Annotated in this window: 22 protein-coding genes; 17 read left to right on the top strand and 5 right to left on the bottom strand. The window is 34.4% G+C overall.

Annotation, left to right across the window (positions count from 1 at the left end; genetic code table 11):
* Nucleotides 1-92 precede the first annotated feature (92 nt).
* From GQ40_RS02990 to GQ40_RS02975, 4 genes are all read right to left on the bottom strand, one after another.
* Nucleotides 93-464 (bottom strand): hypothetical protein, encoded by a 372-nt coding sequence (locus tag GQ40_RS02990; protein ID WP_047545618.1) that lies wholly within the window; start codon nt 462-464, stop codon nt 93-95.
* A gap of 41 nt (nt 465-505) precedes the next feature.
* A complete protein-coding gene (locus tag GQ40_RS02985; protein WP_047545615.1) occupies nt 506-1,705 on the bottom strand; it encodes an acetyl-CoA carboxylase biotin carboxylase subunit family protein in 1,200 nt (399 codons plus the stop codon).
* An 89-nt stretch (nt 1,706-1,794) separates the two neighbouring features.
* A complete protein-coding gene (locus GQ40_RS02980) occupies nt 1,795-3,207 on the bottom strand; it encodes a leucyl aminopeptidase family protein (RefSeq protein WP_047545613.1) in 1,413 nt (470 codons plus the stop codon).
* 3 nt (nt 3,208-3,210) lie between these two features.
* Nucleotides 3,211-3,984: an alpha/beta hydrolase gene (locus tag GQ40_RS02975; RefSeq protein WP_052184127.1), complete on the bottom strand. Its 774-nt coding sequence runs from the start codon at nt 3,982-3,984 to the stop codon at nt 3,211-3,213.
* Between the two features lie 273 nt (nt 3,985-4,257).
* Between GQ40_RS02975 and GQ40_RS02970 the strand changes: the two genes are divergently transcribed.
* The 3 genes from GQ40_RS02970 to GQ40_RS02960 all read left to right on the top strand — a co-directional run bounded on the left by GQ40_RS02970 (nt 4,258) and on the right by GQ40_RS02960 (nt 9,674).
* Complete coding sequence (locus GQ40_RS02970) at nt 4,258-6,783, top strand: PIG-L family deacetylase (RefSeq protein WP_047545612.1); 2,526 nt, start codon at nt 4,258-4,260, stop codon at nt 6,781-6,783.
* Between the two features lie 156 nt (nt 6,784-6,939).
* Complete coding sequence (locus GQ40_RS02965; protein ID WP_047545610.1) at nt 6,940-8,706, top strand: sodium:solute symporter; 1,767 nt, start codon at nt 6,940-6,942, stop codon at nt 8,704-8,706.
* A complete protein-coding gene (locus GQ40_RS02960; RefSeq protein ID WP_047545607.1) occupies nt 8,703-9,674 on the top strand; it encodes a Gfo/Idh/MocA family protein in 972 nt (323 codons plus the stop codon). Before GQ40_RS02965 ends, GQ40_RS02960 begins: the two co-directional genes overlap by 4 nt.
* Before the next feature lie 59 nt (nt 9,675-9,733).
* On the opposite strand, the gene GQ40_RS02955 is transcribed toward GQ40_RS02960, so the two are convergent.
* The gene (locus GQ40_RS02955) at nt 9,734-10,579 is read right to left on the bottom strand and encodes a DUF2911 domain-containing protein (protein WP_047551342.1); all 846 of its coding nucleotides are present in this window, start codon (nt 10,577-10,579) and stop codon (nt 9,734-9,736) included.
* A gap of 110 nt (nt 10,580-10,689) precedes the next feature.
* Here GQ40_RS02955 and GQ40_RS02950 point away from each other — a divergent pair, with 110 nt between their 5' ends.
* The 14 genes from GQ40_RS02950 (at nt 10,690) to GQ40_RS02890 (ending at nt 22,653) form a co-directional block, all read left to right on the top strand.
* Entirely contained in the window at nt 10,690-11,334 is a 645-nt protein-coding gene (locus GQ40_RS02950) for an MIP/aquaporin family protein (RefSeq protein WP_047545605.1), read from the top strand.
* Between the two features lie 134 nt (nt 11,335-11,468).
* Nucleotides 11,469-12,125, top strand: a complete 657-nt coding sequence (locus GQ40_RS02945) for a TetR family transcriptional regulator C-terminal domain-containing protein (protein WP_047545603.1) — start codon at nt 11,469-11,471, stop codon at nt 12,123-12,125.
* Nucleotides 12,126-12,135: 10 nt separating this feature from the next.
* Nucleotides 12,136-13,446, top strand: a complete 1,311-nt coding sequence (locus tag GQ40_RS02940) for an ABC1 kinase family protein (RefSeq protein WP_047545602.1) — start codon at nt 12,136-12,138, stop codon at nt 13,444-13,446.
* The gene (locus tag GQ40_RS02935) at nt 13,446-14,060 is read left to right on the top strand and encodes a flavin reductase family protein (RefSeq protein ID WP_047545601.1); all 615 of its coding nucleotides are present in this window, start codon (nt 13,446-13,448) and stop codon (nt 14,058-14,060) included. The genes GQ40_RS02940 and GQ40_RS02935 overlap by 1 nt, the downstream gene beginning before the upstream one ends.
* A gap of 20 nt (nt 14,061-14,080) precedes the next feature.
* On the top strand, nt 14,081-15,505 hold the full coding sequence (locus tag GQ40_RS02930; protein WP_047545600.1) for an SDR family oxidoreductase: 1,425 nt from the start codon (nt 14,081-14,083) through the stop codon (nt 15,503-15,505).
* Nucleotides 15,506-15,601: 96 nt separating this feature from the next.
* Nucleotides 15,602-15,742 carry a DUF2256 domain-containing protein gene (locus GQ40_RS17385; RefSeq protein WP_081990164.1) on the top strand — a complete coding sequence of 47 codons (141 nt, stop codon included), beginning with the start codon at nt 15,602-15,604 and terminating at the stop codon, nt 15,740-15,742.
* Nucleotides 15,712-17,022: a DASH family cryptochrome gene (locus GQ40_RS02925; RefSeq protein WP_047545598.1), complete on the top strand. Its 1,311-nt coding sequence runs from the start codon at nt 15,712-15,714 to the stop codon at nt 17,020-17,022. The genes GQ40_RS17385 and GQ40_RS02925 overlap by 31 nt, the downstream gene beginning before the upstream one ends.
* Nucleotides 17,023-17,070: 48 nt before the next feature.
* Nucleotides 17,071-18,603: a cryptochrome/photolyase family protein gene (locus tag GQ40_RS02920; protein WP_047545597.1), complete on the top strand. Its 1,533-nt coding sequence runs from the start codon at nt 17,071-17,073 to the stop codon at nt 18,601-18,603.
* Nucleotides 18,593-20,062: a cryptochrome/deoxyribodipyrimidine photo-lyase family protein gene (locus GQ40_RS02915; protein WP_047545596.1), complete on the top strand. Its 1,470-nt coding sequence runs from the start codon at nt 18,593-18,595 to the stop codon at nt 20,060-20,062. The genes GQ40_RS02920 and GQ40_RS02915 overlap by 11 nt, the downstream gene beginning before the upstream one ends.
* A gap of 141 nt (nt 20,063-20,203) precedes the next feature.
* On the top strand, nt 20,204-20,629 hold the full coding sequence (locus GQ40_RS02910; RefSeq protein WP_047545595.1) for a hypothetical protein: 426 nt from the start codon (nt 20,204-20,206) through the stop codon (nt 20,627-20,629).
* A gap of 4 nt (nt 20,630-20,633) precedes the next feature.
* Nucleotides 20,634-20,906 (top strand): TIGR03643 family protein, encoded by a 273-nt coding sequence (locus GQ40_RS02905; protein WP_047545594.1) that lies wholly within the window; start codon nt 20,634-20,636, stop codon nt 20,904-20,906.
* 55 nt (nt 20,907-20,961) lie between these two features.
* A complete protein-coding gene (folE, locus tag GQ40_RS02900; protein ID WP_047545593.1) occupies nt 20,962-21,657 on the top strand; it encodes a GTP cyclohydrolase I FolE in 696 nt (231 codons plus the stop codon).
* Nucleotides 21,658-21,660: 3 nt separating this feature from the next.
* Nucleotides 21,661-21,885, top strand: coding sequence for a hypothetical protein (locus GQ40_RS02895; RefSeq protein WP_047545591.1), 225 nt, complete (start codon nt 21,661-21,663; stop codon nt 21,883-21,885).
* Nucleotides 21,886-21,969: 84 nt separating this feature from the next.
* Nucleotides 21,970-22,653: an SDR family NAD(P)-dependent oxidoreductase gene (locus GQ40_RS02890; protein ID WP_047545590.1), complete on the top strand. Its 684-nt coding sequence runs from the start codon at nt 21,970-21,972 to the stop codon at nt 22,651-22,653.
* Nucleotides 22,654-22,705: the final 52 nt, after the last annotated feature.

Here is a 22,705-nt window from a genome sequence, read left to right as displayed (position 1 = left end):
CTGTGTTCACAGAATAATAGAGCTAGCAGAATGTAAATTCCCGCATTGTTGCTTTATTACCATTATTATTTCCACGCAGATATTTCCCATAATTATCTCTCTCGAACTAATTTAGTGGGATATTTTTTGGCATATTTTTTTTCAATTCTATAACGTAATTTATAAATTACAAGTTCGTCACAAACATCTCCCGTTTTATTCCAATATATGAGCTGAAGAGTATCATTCATAACTGCGATATCGCCATCAAAATCTATACAACCTGCTTGTGGGAAAGTCACATTTATCTCAATATAATCTTTATATTCAGCTCTTTTTGTTTCTGTTTCAATTGTATTTCTGTTTTCAAATTCAAAATCGGTTAACTCCCTAAAATTCTGTGATTTGAAAGATATTAAATTTTCATTATTTTCGTTACAAGAAAGGAGCAGAATTACAGACAAAAATGTTACAATCCTATTCATTTCCGTTATTTTTCACATTAATGGCAACTCTTTACTAATAACTACAACGACTTATCAGGAGCGGGTAAACTGGCATGAAACTCCTTCCCTATTCTCTCGGTATATTGATCTAACAATTCTAGCACACGTTCGCTGGATTTTGAAACAACAATTAAACCGATATGCCAAGCTTTATTCATTCGCCAAACAATTTCTTTATCTGTAAAGCTTGACGTATCTGGACGTTCGTATCTGCTTAAAGACACCACAATTCCTGCGTATTGATTATTGATTTTTGGTAATTTGTATTTACCTTTTCTAAGTTCTGCTATTTCAATATTTGCCCATTCTGCCCAAAGGTTGATTCCTGATGCTGCTTCTACCATTTCTGCTAAGTTAGCTCCTCCTACTCGAGACGATGTTTCTAAAAAAAACAATTCTCCAGTAGCCTTCGATTGAATAAACTCGGTATGAGACGCTCCACAATACATCCCAAAAGCTTTCATCACATCTGCATTAATTTTTTGTAATGCTTTTTCGGTTTTGGAACCTATCTCGCAACTTGCAGATCTAAATATTCCACCTCCATGAGCGACTTCAAAAGGTGTATCTAAATATTTACTCGCTCTTGAGAACGCTACTTTTCCATCAACATTTAATCCGTCAACATGAAACACATCACCTGGAGCAAATTTTTCAACTAAATAATTATCGCGTTCGTCTCCCAAATCGTTGACGACCTGCCATAACTCCTCTTTACTGTGTATCTTTTTGATACCTGTTGCAGATGCTTCCATTCTTGGCTTGATCAACCATGGCGCACTTACTCTATCTGCATATTCATTAATCGTATCATTATTGAATAAATCTGTAAAATCAGGCACGTTTACGCCTTCTTCCTTAGCCTTCATTCTCATAGCTAGCTTATCTCTAAAATAATGTGCAGTAGTGCGTCCCATTCCTGGCATTCTAAAATGTTCGCGAAGTAATGCCACTTTTTCGACATCAAAATCGTCTAGCGCTACAAACCGATCAAATTTTATCTCTCTAAATTTGTAAGCAATACCTTTACTAACATCCTTTTGATTCCAATCTTCTATATAAAACACATCATCAATAGACTCCCAAGGCCATTGCTCATGCTCCAACTTTTTTTTGGTCAATAAATACACATTATTGCCATCTGCTTTACAGCTTTTAAGAAAATCCTGACCTTTAAAATAGGTAGAAATACAAAGAAAATTTAAGGGTTGCTTTGACATAGTTGGATTAATTAGAATCTTATTTGCTATTTTTTAGAGCAAGAATCAAGATATATTAGTTATCAACAAGAAATTTACGAAACTCAATATTATTTTGAAGCTTTTTCTTTAACGAATTCTGTAATTAATTGAATTCCGTAACCCGATGCACTTTTCATTTTGGCGTAAGGAGAGCTTCCGAAGGAAACACCTGCAATATCCAAGTGCATCCAATTTTTATGGTCTTCGGTAAATGATTCTAAAAATTGAGCTGCGTTTGTGGCTCCTGTTAATGGCTTACCGCTAAAATTTCTTAAATCTGCAATATCACTATGCAAATCACTTTTATACTCTTCAAACATTGGCAATTGCCAAACACGTTCGTGAACTTTATAGCCAATATTAGACATTGTGCTCGCCATGTCTTGATTATGTGTGAACATCCCAGCAGCTTCATACCCTAAAGTTCTCACAACGCTACCGGTTAAGGTTGCTAAATCTATAAGATATTCTGGTTTTATATGTTTCACTGCATAGCTTAGGCCATCTGCCAAAACCAAACGACCTTCAGCATCTGTATCAATAATTTCTATGGTTTTACCTGAGTAGGAATTGATGACATCACCAGGTCGGTAACTCTCTGCATCCACAGCATTTTCTGCGGAACAAACGATCCCAACAATATTGATATCCAATTTTAATTTTGCGACCAGCTCCACAACACCAAGCACAACTGCTGCGCCACCCATATCACTTTTCATATAGTGTAGATTGGTTGATGGTTTGATTGATAATCCGCCAGAATCGAAAGTAATCCCTTTTCCGACGAGAGCGATATCAACTTTTTTGGTTTTTTTAGGCGTATATTCTGTGATGATCACAACAGGTTTATTCACACTTCCTTTTCCAACAGAAAGTACCGCTTCAAAACCTTGCTTTTTAAGTTCAGCATGTTTTAAAACAGTGCACTTATAGTTGGCCTCACTTGCCGATTTTTTTGCCCAATCGCCTAAATATTCTGGTGTTTTTATATTTGGTGGTGCATCTACCAACGCTTTTATTTTGTTGATGGTTTCACCAGTGTACAATCCCTCTTCCAATACCTTGTTAATAGATTTTGGTGATGAAAATGATACTGTCTTTTTATCTTCTTTTTCTTTTTTGGATTTAAACTCTCCTATTTGGTATTGTGCCATTTCTAACCCAATAACTGATTTTTTTATATGTTCTTCGGAAAGATCTTCCGCATAAACCTGTATCGTCTTATTCCAGTATTTCTGGGTTTCAAAAGCTAATTTTCTAAAGGTCTCTTCTAGCTTAGATGCCTCTTTTTCTTCTCCTAATCCTAAAAGATAAATGCGGTTTCCATTTTTTCCGTAGAGTAATTGATAGGTGGAAAAACTACCATCAAAATCTGGGTTTTCTATGGTTAATAAGTGTTTTATCCCATCAACATCATTTTTTTTACATGGTAAAATAAAATCTTTTGATGTGTCTAGTGTTTTTGTGTGTTTATAGATCATAGCTTATGAATTAAAAAATAACCATTTTATGGCATGTGGGAACTCTTCACGCCAATGCATTTCTGCATGGCTACCGTGCTCATTGATAGAAAAATGGAAATCGATATTATAACCTTTTACCATTTTTTCGGTAATGATACTTCCCAATCGTTTTGAGTTTGGCAAGTGCTCTTTGCTTTCCTTTCCTCCAGAATATAAATAAATTCTTGATTTCTCAAGAGGCTTAAAGCTTTTTGTTTGGTTGAAAATTGTTTTAGAAATCCACAAGCTTGGTGAAAATATCATCATTTTTCCAAAAACTCCTGGATTTTGAAGTCCTGCATGTAAACTAATCAATCCACCCATTGAGCTACCACCAATTCCTGTGTTTTCAAAATCGGTCAATGTTCTATAACGTTTATTGATGTAAGGGATCAATCTTTCAATCATAAACTGAATGTAGAAATTACCTTTTCCTTCTCCAAAACGCGGATGGTAATAAGGCAAGTATTCATTGATACGCTCCTGTTCGCCATGGTCTATAGCTATGATGATGATGTCTCCAAGGCCTTCTTCCGCCAATTTAGTCATAGATTTATCAATAGCCCAGTCACCATAAGGCGCTAATGGATTGAACAAATTTTGACCATCTTGAAGGTATAATACAGGGTAAAGTTTGCTGGTACTATGGTAATCGTGTGGCAATAATGCCGAGATCTTTCGCGTTGCCTGAAGTTGTGGGATCTCGTAGGCTTCTTCTATAACCTCTATAATTGGTTCGTACTCCGTCACTGTCATTTATATTTTTTTAGGGATAACGAAAATACAGATAAATCAATTTAAATACCACTTAATTCGCGATATATATTAACAGAAAATTAATGATTTATTGACATTGATATCTTCTAATTTATTTAAGGGAGACGGTTTCTATGGATTGATTTTTTTTGAAAGAATTGGTGAAATTTATAAATTTATAGATATCTCGTTAACTAACGTTAAAGAAACTCTAAAAAAACCCACTTCCCTACCATACTTTATTATATTTGAGTTTAAGCTAATTAAACCATCATGCAAAAAAAATTACGCTACGTATTTCTATTCTTTTTCACAACTTCTTTACTTCTAGCCCAACAACCCAAAAGGCCAACAGCTTCAGAGATTCATGAATCCATAAAAAAGCTTAATTTTTTAGGATCGGTTTTGTATGTTGCTGCGCATCCAGATGATGAAAATACAAGATTGATTTCATATATGTCCAATGAAGTAAAGGCAAGAACTGCCTACCTCTCATTGACTCGTGGTGATGGCGGACAAAACCTCGTTGGTCCAGAAATTAGAGAATTATTGGGCGTGATTAGAACCCAGGAGTTATTAGCTGCTCGTCGTACCGATGGTGGTGAACAACTGTTTACCAGAGCGAATGATTTTGGCTACTCCAAACATCCAGACGAAACCTTAGCCATTTGGAATAAAGATGAAGTGTTAAGTGATGTGGTTTTGGCAATTAGAAAATTTCAGCCTGATGTCATTATCAACCGTTTTGATCATAGAAGTCCAGGAAGCACACATGGTCACCATACAAGTTCTGCGATGTTGAGTGTTGAAGCTTTTGACTTGGTTGGTGATAAAAGCGCTTATTCCAATCAATTAAAAACAGTGGACACCTGGCAACCACAGCGCTTATTTTTTAATACGTCTTGGTGGTTCTACGGAAGTCAGGAAAACTTCGATAAAGCCGATAAAACGAATTTATTAGATATTGATACTGGCGTTTACTTCCCAAGCAGCGGTTTGAGTAATCCTGAAATTGCAGCATTAAGCAGAAGTCAACATAAATCACAAGGTTTCGGAAGCACAGGAAGTCGAGGTACGCAAATTGAATACATAGAACTTATAAAAGGAGATTTACCAACAGATAAATCAAATATTTTTGATGGCATTGATACGTCTTGGAATCGTATAGAAGGCGGAAAAGCCATTGGAGACATTCTTTACTCAGTTCAAAAAAATTATGATTTTAGAAATCCTTCAGCTTCATTGCCAGAATTGATGAGAGCTTACAAAGCCATTCAAGATTTAAAAAATGACCATTGGAAAACCGTAAAAACGAGTGAGATTAAAGATATTATCGCAGCATGCGCAGGGTTATATCTAGAAGCTACTGCAAATACAAACCATGCAACAGCAGGCTCTACGGTAGATTTGAATATTGAAGTCATTAATCGTAGTGATTCAAACATCACTTTATCGAGCATCACTAATCCTAATGGAATAAAAATTGAAAAGAATCTCAAATTAGATAATAATACCGATTTTGATTTCAAGGAGACTTTAAAAATAAGTGACAATGAGCAAGTCTCAACTCCATATTGGCTAACAAAAAACGGAACGCTCGGTATGTATAAAGTGGAAGACAAATCTCTAATTGGAAAACCAGAAACTCCTCAAAATCTTAACATCACATTCCATTTAAATATTGAAAATGTAGTGATTCCTTTTACAAGACCTATTGTTTACAAAACTAATGATCCCGTAAAAGGTGAGGTTTACAAACCTTTTGAAATTATTCCTGAGGTGTCTGCAAAAATTTCAGAGAAAGTTATCATTTTAGATTCCGATCAGCAACGAGATATTGAGGTTTTAGTGCAAGCAGGTCGTGATAATATTGATGGTTACGTAGAAATTGCACATCCAAATGACTGGAGCGTCTTTCCTGAAAAACAAAAAGTAAACATCGATGTTAAGGGTCAAGCCAAACGCTTAATCTTTACTGTTGTACCACCAAAAAACCAAAGTGAAGGCTTACTCACGCCTATGGTTCATATCGGCGATAAGGTTTACACCAAAGAGTTGATTGAGATGGATTACGATCATATCCCATACCAAACGGTGCTATTACCTAGCGAAAGTAAAATTGTTCGTTTAGATATTGAAAAACGCGGACAACTTATCGGTTACATTGAAGGTGCTGGAGATGTTGTGCCTGAGAGCTTAAAACAAATTGGTTACGAGGTTGCCATTTTAAAACCAGAAGATATTTCCGCAGAAAATTTAAAAAGATTTGATGCAGTAGTCGTGGGAATTAGAGCTTACAACACAGTTGAAGATCTCAAATTCAAACAACAATTATTATTCGATTACGTCGCTCAAGGCGGAAATATGATCGTACAATATAATACCAGTAGAGGTTTAAAATTCGATAATATCGCACCTTACGATTTAAAATTATCGCGTGATCGCGTGACTGATGAAAATGCAGATGTTAGACTTTTGGCGACAACTCATGAAGTTTTAAATTTCCCGAATAAAATAACAGAAAAAGATTTTGAAGGTTGGACACAAGAGCGTGGTTTGTATTTTCCTGATGAGTGGTCGAGTGAGTTTACATCAATCCTATCTATGAATGATGTGGGAGAAACGCCAAAAACCGGAAGTTTACTAGTCGCAAGACATGGAGAAGGTTATTACGTATATACTGGTTTGAGTTTCTTTAGGGAGTTTCCTGCTGGAGTTTCGGGAGCGTATCGCTTGTTTGCCAATATGTTGTCACTTGGAAAAAACGATTTGAACCAACCAGAACAAATTAAAAATTAAGCGCTCCTGCAAAATTTGAAAAAACCTTATAGATCTCTAAAACAAAATAAGTTGCCAAACATGGAAAAATACAAATGGAATAAAATGTACACATTAGTCCTTGCTGCGAATGTTGTGTACATTATTGTATTTTACTTCATCACAAAAGCCTTTTAAATGCAAATATTAGATTGGGTTGTACTTATTAGTACACTATTGATTATTGTTATCTACGGAACGTACCGCTCTCGAGGCAGCAAAAATGTACAGGACTATTTAAAAGGCGGTAATACCTCAAAATGGTGGACTATCGGTCTATCGGTCATGGCAACACAAGCCAGCGCTATTACCTTTTTATCAACACCAGGACAAGCCTTTAACGATGGGATGGGATTTGTTCAACTGTATTTTGGACTACCCATAGCGATGGTCGTGATTTGCATGGTTTTCATTCCATTGTACCATCGCCTTAAAGTATATACCGCTTACGAATTCCTTGAAAATAGATTTGATTTAAAAACAAGAACGCTTACCGCAATTCTCTTTTTAATCCAACGCGGTTTGGCTGCAGGAATAACCATTTTTGCACCAGCCATCATTTTGTCGGCAGTGTTAGGATGGAATTTATTATTTCTGAATATAATCATCGGAACTCTTGTGATAATCTATACTGTTTCTGGAGGCACAAAAGCAGTAAATGTTACTCAAAAGCACCAAATGATTTTAATTTTTACAGGATTGATTATTACGTTTTTTTTGATAATCGATAAACTCCCAGCAGATATTACATTTTCGAAAGCACTTGATATTGCTGGTGCCAGCGGAAAAATGGAAGTCTTGGATTTCTCATTTGATCTCAATAATCGCTATACCATTTGGAGTGGAATTATTGGTGGTACATTTTTGATGCTCTCGTATTTTGGAACAGATCAAAGCCAAGTACAGCGTTATCTTTCAGGTAAATCATTGAAAGAAATGCAAATTGGTATGATTTTTAATGGGCTTTTAAAAGTGCCAATGCAATTTTTTATATTACTAATAGGTGTTATGGTTTTTGTGTTTTATCAGTTTAATGAAACACCTTTAAATTTTAATCCTGCTGCAACAGAAGTTGTTCTAAGTTCTAAATATGCAGATGAGTATCAAGCCATACAGGAAAAACAGAATGATGTTTTCTTAAAAAAGAAAGATGCAATAAACGAATACTCCAATGCAAGCGGTAAAGTAAATCCTCAAATAATAGCACAATATAATACCGAAAGTGATGCCTTGAGAGCAGAAGCCAGAACTTTAATAGAAAAAGCTGGAGACTCCCAAAACATTAAAGTAGAAAGCAACGATAAAGATTATGTCTTTTTAAATTTCATTTTAAACAATTTACCGCGAGGTTTAATCGGGTTATTATTAGCAGTAATTTTGAGTGCAGCCATGTCAAGTACATCCAGCGAGTTAAATGCTCTAGCAAGTACGACCACTATGGATTTGTACAAACGTAATACTTCAGAAAAGTCTGAAACCGAGATGGTAAAAACATCAAAATGGTTTACTCTAGGCTGGGGAGTTATGGCCATTGGAGTCGCCTGTGTTGCCAATCTTGCAGAAAATTTGATTCAGCTAGTAAACATTATTGGTTCTATTTTCTACGGAAACGTGCTCGGTATTTTTCTCCTGGCATTCTTTTTTAAATTCGTAAAAGCAAACGCTGTATTTATTGCTGCGTTAATCACTCAAGTTTTAATTATTGGTTTATTTTTATTAAACCAATATGAAATCATAAATCTGCCTTTTTTATGGCTAAACTTCGTAGGTTGCTTTTTAGTTATAATTATTGCTATGCTTATTGATTTTGGGAAAATCCCAAAAAACTACAAACTCATTTTGGCTGGACTCATATCTGTATTGGTATTTTTCGGCTATTTAATTCTTAACAATACTCCTGCATGAGAACTATAAATTGGGGAATTATCGGTTTAGGTAAAATTGCGAATAAATTTGCTCAAGATTTACTTAAAGCAGAAAACGCAAAGCTTTATGCAGTAGCCTCCAGAAATCTAGAAAAAGCCATTGATTTTGCTAAGAAATATGATGTAAATCATGCTTATGGTGATTACCAAACATTAGCAGAAGACCCTAATATAGATGCAATTTATATTGCGACACCTCACTCATTTCATAATGAGCATACTATTTTATGCCTAAACCATAAAAAAGCTGTGCTCTGTGAAAAACCTTTTGCAATCAATTTAAGTGAAGTTGATGAAATGATCGCAACAGCAAAGGCAAAAAACACTTTGCTAATGGAAGCTATGTGGACTTACTTTTTGCCACATTATCAATTTGCACTTAGACAACTTAAAGACGAAACCTTTGGGAAAATCTTGAAAATCGAGGCAGATTTCGGTTTTAAGCCTGAATTTGATATGAGTTCGAGAGTATTTAAAAAATCACTTGGAGGCGGAAGTTTACTCGACATAGGCATCTACCCTATTTTTGCTGCACTATCAACTTTAGGAGAGCCTAATCATATAGAATCTAAAGCCACTTTTTTTGAAAATGATGTGGATTCTTCTTGTTTGATGATTTTTTCTTACGATAATAATGTAAAAGCCCATTTAAAAAGTACACTTCTGGAAAAAACTTCAACTGAAGCTATTTATTATTGTGAGCGTGGCACTATAAAAATAAATTCTAGATTTCACGAGCCATCCACTGTAACGCTCATTTCCGAAGAAAAAGAAGAAACAGTAGAGTTTGATCATTCAAGCATAGGTTACTATTATGAGATTGTTCATTTTAATCAGCTCATTAGGGACGGTCAAACCGAAAGTGATGTAATGACATTTGATTTTAGCAGAAAATTAATTAGTCTTTTGGATACCGTGAGACTTCAAATTGGTCTCGATTACAAATAAAAAGACCCTTTGATTTCTCAAAAGGTCTAAATATTAAGTTTTAAAATTTCCGAAGAAAATTACATTGCTCCCCATTCTTTAAGAGAGTCCATATTCATTTTAACGTAATCATCATTTTTAGCTTCTTTTGCTCCTTCTAAAGATTTCTTAGCAGCTTCAATAGCTTTTTTCTTATCTCCAGCTTTAGCATAGATCAAAGATTGTTGTCTTAATTGCCAGAAACGTGGGTTTTCAGTCATTTCCATTGCTTTCTCCATCCACATTTTAGCCTTTTCAAGATCTTTACCTTCTTGAGAATAGTAAACAGCAGATGCATAGTAATCTCCTGCAGAAGGACCACTCATAGCACTCTCAATGGCTGCCGATACTTTTTTATCTGTTGGAACTTCAATTTTTACAGCTGTGTATACATCTTCCCACATAAAACCAAGGTGAGCAGATCCACTTGTTAGATCATCAAAACCAATACTCAATGTTTCAATATCCATTGGTAACTTAACCACGTCTGCACTTACTTTTGCTGCAACCTTAGAGTCGTCCCACTCTTCTGGAGTTCCCCAATTTGATGTATCTGAATAAAATGTAATATCCCAAGTTTTTTCGTTTGGAGTTGCATAAATAGCATAAGATCCTGCTTTTAATGTGTTACCTCCAACCATAACATCGTCACTAAATGTGATTTTTGTATTGGCATTAGCTCCTAATCTCCACAATTTTCCGTAAGGTACTAAGTTCCCAAAAACCTCGCGATCTCTCATGTTTGGTCTGCTGTATTCTAAAGTCACATCTGTAAGTCCTACCTTTTGTTCTATTTTAGTAAAAGGGCTTGGTGCTGGTGTGTCAATTTGTGCGTAAGTAGTGAAAGACAATGCAAACACTGCAAATACTAGTAATAATTTTTTCATCTTAATATATTTAATGGTTAATTTTAATTTCATGTAAATTTACGAACATGAATACCTTTGTACGTTAAGAAAATCTTAAATATAAAATCAGCTAGAAATCAACAATCTAAATGAAAAAATTTTATTCTGAAATTATTGGGACATTTGCCATGGTGTTTTGTGGTTGTGGTGCCATGTCCATTGATGAAATTACGGGAGGAAGCATTACCCATGTTGGAGTTGCAATAACGTGGGGATTAATTGTAATGAGCATGATCTATGCCTTTGGAGAAATCTCTGGTGCTCATTTTAATCCCGCAGTTACTTTTGGTTTTGCTTATGCAAAGAAATTTCCGTGGAAAGACGTTCCAAAATATATAATCGCACAAGCTATTGGCGCTTTTTTAGCTTGCTTAATCTTGTGGTTCCTATTTCCGCAGAGTGAAACATTAGGAAGCACCTTACCTGCTGTGGGTTTTGAGCCTTACCGTGCATTTGTTTTGGAGCTGTTTTTGACATTTTTTCTAATGGTCGTAATCATTAATGTATCCACCGGAAGTAAAGAGATTGGAACAATGGCAGCTATTGCAGTAGGCAGTGTAATTTTACTTGAAGCTATGTTTGCAGGTCCAATGACCAAAGCCTCTATGAATCCAATACGATCCTTGGCTCCTGCTCTGGTATCTGGTAATTTACAACACTTATGGCTCTACCTTACAGCACCATTTATAGGTTCATTTTTAGCTGTCGCGAGCTGCTCGCTAGTTAGAAAGTAAAATTACTGCTAGTCATCACAGATTAGCAATACCACCTTTTTTACAACTGCATTGTATAATGTCTTGTTAAATTTGTTTAACAATTAATAGTTTTTGTTAAACATTTTGTACCTTTATTGCACAATTTAACAGTCATGGCAAAAAAGAAAAAAATTACAGAAAACGACATTATTTCATTCTACATGGATTATGTTTTAGAACATAATGAACAACCAAAAACGGTTTATGCTTTTGCTAAAGCCAATAATTTTGAAGAGCAGAAATTCTACGATTATTTTGGTTCTTTTGAAGCGGTTGAAAAACATGTCTTCACTGCTTTTTATCAAAACACAATAACTGTTTTAGAAAAAAGTGAAGATTATTTATCTTTTGACCCTCGCAACAAATTACTCAGTTTCTATTTTACGTTTTTTGAGAATCTAACCGCTAATCGCAGTTATGTAAGATATGCCTTAGAACATCATAAAAATAGTCTTAAAAGCTTGAGTTTACTTAAAGATCTAAAACATCATTTCACATCTTATATAGTTCATTTAGGTATCGACCTTATCGACATCAAACAAGAGCAATTGGATAAAATACAACAACGCGGACTCAAAGAAACCGCATGGTTACAGTTATTACTAACCATGAAGTTTTGGATTGATGATACTTCCGCAGGATTTGAAAAAACAGATATTTTTATTGAGAAATCAGTAAATACCAGTTTTGATGTACTTGATGTCGCACCAGTAAGAAGCTTAATTGACTTTGGAAAATTCATTTTCAAAGAAAAAATACAAATGAACTAAAAGCCCCTAAATGAAAACTATTGATAAAATACCAACATCAAAAATTCAACGTGCTACAAAATTGGTTTCAACAGGAGCAAAAGTTGGTGTTAATTATCTTAAATATTACGGAGATAAATTAACCAAAACCGAAATTGAGGCCAAAGGTAGATTAGATCAAAATAATGCCGAAGATATTTATGATGGACTAAAACAGCTTAAAGGAAGTGCACTAAAAGTAGCACAAATGTTGAGTATGGAAAAAAGCATTCTACCTCAAGCCTATGTTGAGAAGTTTTCTTTGGCACAGTTTTCAGTACCACCATTATCACCTCCATTGGTGATGAAAACATTTAAAAAATACTTCGGAAAATTACCAAACGAAATTTACGATACATTCAACGCAACTTCTGTAAATGCTGCAAGTATAGGACAAGTCCATATTGCAGAAAAAAATGGGAAGAAACTTGCTGTGAAAATCCAATATCCGGGAGTTGCTGAGAGTATCGCATCAGATTTAGCCATGGTAAAACCTATTGCCATGAGCATGTTTAACATCAAAGGAAAAGACTCTGATAAATATTTCAAAGAAGTTGAAGGCAAATTAATTGAAGAAACAAATTACATTTTGGAAGTTGAGCAAAGCAAAGAAATTGCTCATAAATGCGCTCATATTCCAAATCTTTTGTTTCCTCAATACTATGAAGAATTATCTTCAGAGCGTATTATAACAATGGATTATATGGAAGGTGAACACCTTTCGGAATTTGCAGCTTACAACGAAAATCAAGAATATTCTAATCAATTAGGTCAAGCACTTTGGGACTTTTACATGTTTCAAATCCATAAGATTAAAAAGGTTCATGCAGATCCGCATCCTGGCAATTTTTTAGTTTCCGAAGAAGGAAAATTAATTGCGTTAGATTTTGGGTGCATGAAAACTATTCCTGATGAGTTTTACGTGCCTTATTTTGAGTTGGCAGAAAAAGAAAACATCAATAATCGTGACTATTTTATAGAAAAATTATACCAATTAGAAATTTTAAGAAAAGATGACAGTCCTAAAGAAGTTACCTTTTTCACAGATATGTTTCATGAAATGTTAAGTTTATTTACCCAACCTTTTCATGCTGAAACATTTGATTTTTCAAATGGTGATTTCTTTGGAAAAATATCAGAACTCGGTGAACGCTATTCAAAAAGTACAGAGTTACGAAAAATGAATGCCAATCGAGGTTCTAAACATTTTATATACATCAACCGAACCTTTTTTGGATTGTATAATTTGATGTTTGATTTAAAAGCGAAAGACATTAAAATCAACAATTTCAACAACTTATAATGGTATATATTAGCAATGAAGATCTCGACACATTTGATCATTTGTACAGAATTAATTTAATAAACAGTTGTTCTGGTTACAAATCTGCTAATTTATTAGGCACTAAATCAAAAGGTGGTGTTGAGAATGTTGCGGTATTTAGTTCAGTCACACACATGGGCTCCAATCCTGCAATGTTAGGTTTTTTTTGTAGGCCAACTACGGTTACTAGAAATACATATGACAACATAAAAAATACAGGGTTCTATACTATAAATCACATTGATGAATCCATTTTGGAAGATGCACATCATACGTCTGCCAAATATGATTCACACATATCAGAGTTTGATAAAACGCAGCTCATTTCAGAATATAAAAATGATTTTTTTGCACCATTTGTTAAAAGTGCACCTCTTAAAATGGCCATGCAATTTGTTGAGCAATATCATATTAAAGCAAACGATACCATTTTAGTTATTGGTAAAATTGTTGGTATTTACATTGAAGATGAACTGTTAGAAGATGACGGGTTTGTAAACTTAGTAAAAGGAAATGTAGCCACAATAAATGGTCTTGATGGTTACGCTATACCAAAATCGAACACACGGTTTGAGTACCAAAGACCAAAATAGATTTTAATTCAAAAAAGTGAATGAAAATACTCGTAACAGGCGCAACAGGTTATATTGGCAAACGGTTAATACCGTTATTGTCTAACAGTGACCATCATGTCGTTTGTGCTGTACGAGATAAATTAAGAGCAGATAAAAGTTACGCTGAAGATCGAACAATCGATGTCGTTGAAGCTGATTTCTTAAAACCAGAAACACTTCACAACATTCCCAAAGATATTGATATCGCTTTTTATTTAATTCACTCCATGTCAAATTCTTCAAAAGACTTTGAGTCTTTGGAAGAGCGTTGCGCAATAAATTTTAAAGCCCAACTTGAGAAAACAAACGTTAAACAAGTTATCTATCTCAGCGGAATTACCAATGAAAAAAATCTCTCAAAACATTTAAAGTCCCGTAAGAATGTTGAAGATATTTTAAAATCAGATAAGTATGCCACAACCATATTTAAAGCGGGAATTATAGTTGGCTCAGGAAGTTCATCTTTTGAGATTATTCGTGATCTGGTAGAAAAATTACCATTTATGATTGCTCCAAAATGGTTAAATACAAAAACCCAACCCTTAGCTGTTAGAGATATTCTTTCTTTTCTTCACCATAGCGTTGGTAATGAAGAATTATACAATAAGACCTATGACGTTTTTGGTCCAGAAATTTTAACATACAAACAAATGCTCCTGCAATTTGCAGAAGTGCGTGGTTTAAAACGGTACATTTTAACGGTTCCTGTAATGACACCTAAACTGTCGTCATACTGGTTATATTTTGTAACCTCAACCTCCTATAAATTAGCATCTTCACTGGTGGACAGTATGGGAGTACAAATAATAGGAAAGCCAAGTAAGATCAATAAAATTCTCGATGTAAAGCCAATTTCATATAAAGAAGCAGTGGCTTTAGCTTTCGAAAAAATCGAACAGAACAGTATTGTTTCCAGCTGGAAAGATTCCATGGTAAGTAGCGGTCGTTTACGAAATCAACTTCATAAATATATAAATGTTCCAAAATACGGTTGCTTTAAAGATTACAAAGAGAGACCAGTTAAAAATTCAGAAAAAACAATTGATAAAATTTGGAGTATTGGCGGTAAAAAAGGTTGGTACTACGGAACAATACTTTGGAAAATAAGAGGCTATATCGACAAACTTTTTGGAGGTATCGGTTTACGTCGTGGGAGAACGAGTCCTACAGATTTGGATGTTGGAGATGCACTGGATTTTTGGCGAGTCATCTTTGCAGATAAACAGCAGCAAAAACTATTACTTTATGCTGAAATGCGCCTTCCTGGTGAGGCTTGGCTAGAATTTAAAATTGAGGACGGACTTCTAAAACAAACAGCAACCTTTAGACCTCGAGGTCTTTGGGGAAGATTATATTGGTACTCCGTTTTACCATTTCACGGTTTTATTTTTAGAGGTATGATTGATAAATTGGTGGATGTGTAACTTAGCCTTTAGCAAAGTTGTAAATTCTATTAATAATTGACTAATAAATCAATATCCAGCTAATAGACAAAAGCAAATAGCAAACAGCTTGATAACATGAAAAAACAACACCTCCCAACAAAAATTTGCCAAACCTGTGGCTTACCATTCACTTGGCGAAAAAAGTGGGAAAAGAATTGGGAAAACGTAAAATATTGTAGTGAAAAATGCAGGAGAAACAAAACAACATCGCATTAGTATGGTTTAGAAATGACTTGAGAGTTCAGGACAATAGAATTTTGAATGCAGCCATTTCCAACCACAAATTTGTCATAGCGCTCTACTGCTTTGATCCGAGACATTTTGAAATGTCAAAATTCGGATTTAAAAAAACAGAAAAATACAGAGCCAAATTTTTAATTGAAACAGTCGAAGATCTCAAATCAAATCTTAAAAAAAGAAACGTAGAATTATTTATTTCTTCGGAAACCCCAGAATATGCAATACAACATTTAGTGACTAAATATGAGATTAGTTCAGTTTATCTCCAAACGGAATGGACAAAAGAAGAAACAGATGTTCTTAAAGCAGTAAAAAGCAAATTACCAAAAAATATAAAATTTAATAGTGACTACGATCAATTTTTATATCATCCTGAAGATATTAAAATGTCTGTAGATGAGATTCCAAAAGTGTTTACCAACTTTAGAAAAAAAGTTGAGAAATACAGTAAGATTAGATCTTTGGTTGAGCCAATTTCCGCAGAGAAAAATGATAAGATTGTTAATAATACGCACATACCAACTCTTGAAGACTTAGGTTTCAATGATTTTGAGATACATAAAGATTCCGCTTTTCCCTTTAAAGGTGGAGAAACTGCAGCACTAAAGAGATTACATGATTATTTCTTCGAGACCAAAAAGTTAGGTGTCTATAAAAAGACAAGAAACGGATTGATAGGTGCAGATTTCAGTTCAAAGTTCTCACCTTGGTTAGCTAATGGCAGTATTTCTGTGAGAACCATTTATTGGGAAATTAAAGCGTTTGAAAAAGAACATTTTAGTAACGAATCTACCTATTGGCTCATTTTTGAGTTGATTTGGAGAGATTACTTCAAATACATCTCTTTAAAACATGGAAATTCCATTTTTAAAATTGGAGGAATTCTCGATAAAGAATATGATTGGAAGGACAGCGAAAAACAGGTTAACTCGTGGATTAATGGAGAAACCAGATCAGATTTTGTAAATGCTAACATGATTGAAATCAAAAAAACGGGATGGATGAGCAATCGTGGTCGCCAAAATGTAGCTTCCTTTTTTGCAAAGGAACTATTGCTCGATTGGCGAATTGGTGCAGCCTATTTTGAATCTATGCTCATTGATTATGATGTGCATTCCAACTACGGAAATTGGATGTATGTGGCAGGAGTTGGAAATGATCCAAGAGACCGAAAATTCAATGTAGATTCTCAAGCAGAGCGCTATGACGAAAACGGAACATACAGAAGATTATGGTTGCAGGAAACACTGTTTTAAATAAGGACTTAGAAAAACATATTTGAAAAACAAAGAAAAAATAAATTAATGAAATCGCTAAGACTCATATTAGGTGATCAACTAAATATCAAGCACTCATGGTTTAAAGAAACCAATGAAGATGTTACCTATTGCCTTTTTGAGATGCGTCAAGAAACCGACTATGTAACACATCATATACAAAAAGTCATCGGGTTTTTTGCTGCTATGAGGCAATTTGCCAAAGATTTACAAGCAGAAGGTCATAACGTGGTTTATTTTACAATCAATGATGAAAAAAATACGCAAAGCCTCACCAAAAATTTAAAAGCTTTAATTAAAGATAATGGCACTGAGCGCTTTGAGTATATGTTGCCAGACGAATATAGATTAGACCAACAGCTTAAGGAATTCTGTGAGCAGATTGAGATTGAGAGTCGTTCTATTTCCGCAGAACATTTTTACACGAAGCGTAATGATCTAAGCATCTTTTTTAAAGGCAAAAAGCAATACTTAATGGAGAGTTTTTATCGCGATATGCGAAAAAAACACGATATCCTTATGGTTGCAGATCAACCGGAAGGTGGCAAATGGAACTACGATAAAAGCAATAGAAACAAATGGAAAGGCGATGTAGAAATTCCAAACTACAAGTTGTTCAAAAATGATATTTCCGAAGTAAAAAAAGATATTAAAACTGCTGGCATTAAAACGATGGGACGTTTTGAAACCAAAACATTCCCTTATCCCATTTCACGTAGTCAGGCAATTGAGCAACTCAAGTATTTTTGTGAAGCATTGCTCATTCATTTTGGAGATTATCAAGATGCCATGCATACCGAACAGGAATATCTATTTCATTCTAGGCTATCTTTTGCAATGAATTTAAAATTGATCTCGCCCAAGGATGTTGTGACCAGTGTCATGAATTATTACCGAAAGCATGGTGATGATATCAACATTTCCCAGGTTGAAGGATTTGTGCGTCAAATCATAGGTTGGCGAGAGTATATGCGAGGGATGTATTGGGCTTTTATGCCAGAATACAAATCATTAAATGAGCTGAACAACCATAATAAACTAGCTGACTTTTTTTGGACGGGCAACACAAAAATGAATTGCCTAAAGAACGCCATAAATAATTCACTAGATAATGGCTACGCACATCACATCCAAAGACTCATGATTACCGGTAATTATGCGTTGCTCACACAAACAAATCCAGATGAAGTTGATGCTTGGTATTTGGGTATTTATGTGGATGCCATTGAGTGGGTTCAACTCACCAACACAAGAGGAATGAGCCAGTTTGCAGATGGCGGAAAAATCGCAACTAAACCGTATGTCTCCTCAGGTTCTTACATTAATAAAATGAGTAATTACTGCGGAAATTGTCACTACAACAAATCCAAGAAATTTGGAGATGATGCTTGTCCGTTTAATACCCTTTACTGGAATTTTCTGGACGATAAGCGAGAGCATTTGGGCAATAATTTTAGGATGGGAATGATGTATAGTCTACTAGACAAAATGAACCAAAACGAACTCACAAAAATAAAGGAAAAAGCACAACATATTATAGAACATCAAGATGAGTATTAATAAACCCCAAATACATATCGTTTGGCTTAAACGTGATCTTCGGTTAGAAGATAACGAGGCTATTTTTAATGCCTTGGCCACTGGCAAACCCACACTACTACTCTATACTTTTGAAACCATGCTTTTAGAAGATGAGCATTATAGCCAACGTCATTGGAATTTCATCAAAGAATCCATTAGAGATTTGAACGATCAATTGAAAGCCTATAATAGTAAGATTTTAACCGTTGAGGCAGATATAATATTGACTATAAACCAGTTGATGGAAAAGTATGCGATAAAAGACATTTTTTCACACCAGGAAACTGGTATTTTAATTACATATAACCGTGACAAATCCTTTAAGCGTTTTTGTAAAAACAACTTAATTACTTGGCACGAAAATATAAATAATGGTGTACAACGTGGATTAAAGGATAGAGACTTATGGACCGAAAAATGCAATGCTTATTTTGAGATTGAGCCACTGCCTTTTTCTCCTTCTGAAAATCAACTACTCCAAATTAAAGACGTTGAAGAACTTGAGCGATTACTTACAGTACCCTCATTAAAAACTCCAGACGATGCACCATTTCAAAAAGGTGGTAGGTCTATGGGACTAAAATATCTTAACTCCTTTTTAAACGATCGCTATGTCAATTATATGTTTCATATTTCTAAGCCAGATTTGGCAAGAAAAGGATGTAGCAGGATTTCACCTTACTTGGCTTGGGGAAACTTATCCATACGTGAAGTATATCACAAGGCCTATCATTTAAAGAAAACTTCAGAAAACAAAAAACCCTTAGAAGCTTTTATGTCCCGTTTGCGCTGGCAAGCACATTTTGTGCAAAAATTTGAAATGGAACATACCATGGAAGAGGAAAGTATCAATAAAGGCTTTCAAAAATTAAAAAAGGATATTTCCGAAATTTACCAAACAGCCTGGAAAACAGGTCAAACCGGTTATCCACTCGTAGATGCCTGTATGCGTTGTTTGAATGAAACAGGTTACTTAAATTTTAGAATGCGTGCTTTAGTGGTTTCGTTTTTTACACATAATTTATGGCAACCTTGGCAAGCTGCTTCCAAACATTTGTCGCAGATGTTTCTTGACTTTGAGCCAGGAATTCATTATCCGCAATTGCAAATGCAAGCTGGAGAAACAGGTACCAATATGTTGAGAATTTACAACCCTATTAAAAATAGTCTAGAGCACGATCCAGAGGCAATTTTTATAAAAAAATGGGTTCCAGAATTGAGAGAATTAGAAATTCCTTTTGCGCATGAACCCTATTTAATGACAGAATTGGAACAGCAGCTATATAATTTTGAATTAGGCAAGGACTACCCATATCCAATAGTAGATATGGACAAAACGCGAAAAAAAGCCAGCGATATTCTTTGGAATCTTAGAAAGAATAAAAAAGTTAGGGAAGAAAGCAAAAGAATTATAAAAAAGCATACACTTAGAGATTAAAATTTCCGAATTAAAAATCTCATTTTCAAATATTTAAATCTATTATAGATTAAGTCAATACTGATATGTTAATATTTTGTTTAAGCATAACTAAAAAATATTAAACATTTTGTAAATTTGGTTCAATAAGAAAATTCAGCATTGATTTTAGATTCTACACATCCAAACAAAGACCACAAAAAAGTCATTATTGATTTAGCAGGTAAGCCATTTTCATTTTTAGAAGCTCTAAAAATGGGAGGCGTTGGCTCTAAGCGTATGATTATTGAGAATGTAAGTCCAAATATGGAACAGTATTTAAATACTGTTGATGATGTCAATTACGCTAACATAGAAATGCGTAACAAAGGTATTTTAATCTATATCAATAAGGGATTAAAAAACTACACATGGATTATCCCTTACTACCAACTGGTCATTTATAAAACGAATGGTGCAAGTATTCATGCTCAAGGCAAATTTATCCATTTTAAATACAATAAGACATTTAAAGAAAATAAAGGTTTTTTCAATAAGCTTTTAGACATAAAGGCACGCTTTGACGAGCAATATAAATTTCAATTTTAGATTAATGGAACTAGATATTAGACAAACAGATAGAATTATAGAAATGGCTTGGGAAGATAGAACCACCTTTGAAGCCATAGAATTCCAATTTGGTCTAAGAGAACAAGATGTCATTGAGCTTATGCGCAAAGAAATGAAACCGAAAAGTTTTAAAATGTGGCGCAAACGCGTGCAAGGACGTAAAACTAAACATGAAAAATTAAGAACTTTTACCGAAGGGCGATTTAAATGCTCTCGACAAAAACAGATTACGCATAACTCAATTTCAAAACGATAACGTGCTTTGACTAAAGAGATGAGTTCTTTAGGACAGCACATTAAAAAGAAAAGTAATGAATACCGAAATTTTAAAAAACAAAATTAACGACCACGCACTAAATATGTTTTCTGCGGAAGATATTGGAGATGACCACCTATTTACAGGTTTAGAGACACCAATGAAAACAGATGCTTTTAAATTGAGTGACGACGAAAAAAAAGAGCGTATTTCTATTCTTTTTGAAGAGATTATGGACGTTATGGGACTAGATCTCACAGATGATTCATTGAAAGGTACACCTAAGCGTGTCGCTAAAATGTATATTGATGAAATCTTTTCTGGATTGAATCCTGCAAACAAACCAAAAATTGCATTGTTTGAAAATAAGTATCAATACAACCAAATGTTGGTTGAAAAAAATATAACTTTTTACTCTAACTGTGAGCACCATTTTGTACCAATTATCGGTAAAGCTCATGTAGCTTATATCTCTTCTGGCAAAGTAATAGGGCTTTCTAAACTAAATAGAATTGTACAATATTATGCCAAGCGTCCACAAGTTCAAGAACGTTTAACAAATCAAATCGCAGAAGATCTTAAAGCTATTTTAGAAACAGATGATGTTGCTGTTATTATTGACGCCAAACACCTTTGTGTCTCTTCAAGAGGTATTAAGGATGATACGTCTGCAACAGTGACAACCTATTATGGTGGTCAATTTAATACACCAGAGAAAATTTCAGAATTACACAACTATATAAATAATTAAGATATGGAATTAATAAACAGAGCCTTAGAATTTGAGAAGCGAAAAATGAAATCGCTATCTACTAGCGATCGTGTTAAAATTTCTCGAGAAGCTAAATCCCTTATTTTAGATTTAAACAAAATCTATAAGCAAAAAAAGGATGAAAAAATCATGGATATCATGAAACGCATTACAGTTATTAAGCGAAAGGTTGAAAAACGTTTAAACGGAAAGCCTTTAACAGCATAAAAACATAAATCATTATAAATTTTGAGCGTAATAGTGAGTATTATAACTAAACTGTTACGCTCTAATTTTAAAAACCAACCATAAATGAAAACATATATAGTAATTGGTGGCAGCAAAGGTATTGGAAATGCAATTGTGGACACGTTATTAGAGAACCATAAAATCATAAATCTTAGCAGAACAGCGCCAGAGCAATCTCACGAGAACTTGACGCATCACGACTGCGATATTTTAAAAGACGAATTGCCAGATATTGAATCTGCAGATGGTTTAGTTTATTGTCCCGGAAGTATCAATTTAAAACCAATAGGTCGATTTAGTTTAGACGAATTTAGAGAAGACTACGAAATCAATGTCATTGGAGCTGTTAAGGCCATTCAAAAATATTTGGGAATTATCAAAAATGGTGACGATCCATCGATTGTTTTGTTTAGTACAGTAGCTGCAAAATTAGGAATGCCCTTTCACTCAAGTATTGCAGCTGCAAAATCTGGAGTTGAAGGTTTGGTAAAATCATTGGGAGCAGAATTGGCAACCAGCTTACGTATTAATGCCATAGCGCCAACGGTAACCAATACCGATCTGGCTTCTAAATTACTTAGAAATGACAAAATGATTGAAAACATCACAGAGCGTCACCCAATGAAAAAATTCTTAGAGCCAAAGGATGTTGCAGGTATGGCATCATTTTTATTATCTGAAAAAGCGAGCTCAATTTCGGGCCAAGTTTTTGAAATGGACTGCGGAATCGTTAGTTTTAAGATATAAAATATATTATAACTAAAACCAAATACTGTTTATTTTTCACTAATGACTAAGC

The sequence above is a fragment of the Psychroserpens sp. Hel_I_66 genome (assembly GCF_000799465.1).
Lineage (GTDB): Bacteria > Bacteroidota > Bacteroidia > Flavobacteriales > Flavobacteriaceae > Psychroserpens.
Note: the sequence above shows the minus strand (reverse complement) of the source record. Positions and strands in the feature narration are given on the sequence as shown.

Coding starts and splice junctions, on each gene's coding strand:
- GQ40_RS17385 (WP_081990164.1), top strand. CDS start 15,602: ATGAAAAAACAACACCTCCCAACAAAAATTTGCCAAACCTGTGGCTTA.
- GQ40_RS02940 (WP_047545602.1), top strand. CDS start 12,136: ATGAAAACTATTGATAAAATACCAACATCAAAAATTCAACGTGCTACA.
- GQ40_RS02920 (WP_047545597.1), top strand. CDS start 17,071: ATGAAATCGCTAAGACTCATATTAGGTGATCAACTAAATATCAAGCAC.
- GQ40_RS02950 (WP_047545605.1), top strand. CDS start 10,690: ATGAAAAAATTTTATTCTGAAATTATTGGGACATTTGCCATGGTGTTT.
- GQ40_RS02970 (WP_047545612.1), top strand. CDS start 4,258: ATGCAAAAAAAATTACGCTACGTATTTCTATTCTTTTTCACAACTTCT.
- folE (WP_047545593.1), top strand. CDS start 20,962: ATGAATACCGAAATTTTAAAAAACAAAATTAACGACCACGCACTAAAT.
- GQ40_RS02895 (WP_047545591.1), top strand. CDS start 21,661: ATGGAATTAATAAACAGAGCCTTAGAATTTGAGAAGCGAAAAATGAAA.
- GQ40_RS02960 (WP_047545607.1), top strand. CDS start 8,703: ATGAGAACTATAAATTGGGGAATTATCGGTTTAGGTAAAATTGCGAAT.
- GQ40_RS02965 (WP_047545610.1), top strand. CDS start 6,940: ATGCAAATATTAGATTGGGTTGTACTTATTAGTACACTATTGATTATT.
- GQ40_RS02990 (WP_047545618.1), bottom strand. CDS start 464: ATGAATAGGATTGTAACATTTTTGTCTGTAATTCTGCTCCTTTCTTGT.
- GQ40_RS02925 (WP_047545598.1), top strand. CDS start 15,712: ATGCAGGAGAAACAAAACAACATCGCATTAGTATGGTTTAGAAATGAC.
- GQ40_RS02905 (WP_047545594.1), top strand. CDS start 20,634: ATGGAACTAGATATTAGACAAACAGATAGAATTATAGAAATGGCTTGG.
- GQ40_RS02975 (WP_052184127.1), bottom strand. CDS start 3,984: ATGACAGTGACGGAGTACGAACCAATTATAGAGGTTATAGAAGAAGCC.
- GQ40_RS02980 (WP_047545613.1), bottom strand. CDS start 3,207: ATGATCTATAAACACACAAAAACACTAGACACATCAAAAGATTTTATT.
- GQ40_RS02915 (WP_047545596.1), top strand. CDS start 18,593: ATGAGTATTAATAAACCCCAAATACATATCGTTTGGCTTAAACGTGAT.
- GQ40_RS02985 (WP_047545615.1), bottom strand. CDS start 1,705: ATGTCAAAGCAACCCTTAAATTTTCTTTGTATTTCTACCTATTTTAAA.
- GQ40_RS02935 (WP_047545601.1), top strand. CDS start 13,446: ATGGTATATATTAGCAATGAAGATCTCGACACATTTGATCATTTGTAC.
- GQ40_RS02930 (WP_047545600.1), top strand. CDS start 14,081: ATGAAAATACTCGTAACAGGCGCAACAGGTTATATTGGCAAACGGTTA.
- GQ40_RS02945 (WP_047545603.1), top strand. CDS start 11,469: ATGGCAAAAAAGAAAAAAATTACAGAAAACGACATTATTTCATTCTAC.
- GQ40_RS02955 (WP_047551342.1), bottom strand. CDS start 10,579: ATGAAAAAATTATTACTAGTATTTGCAGTGTTTGCATTGTCTTTCACT.
- GQ40_RS02890 (WP_047545590.1), top strand. CDS start 21,970: ATGAAAACATATATAGTAATTGGTGGCAGCAAAGGTATTGGAAATGCA.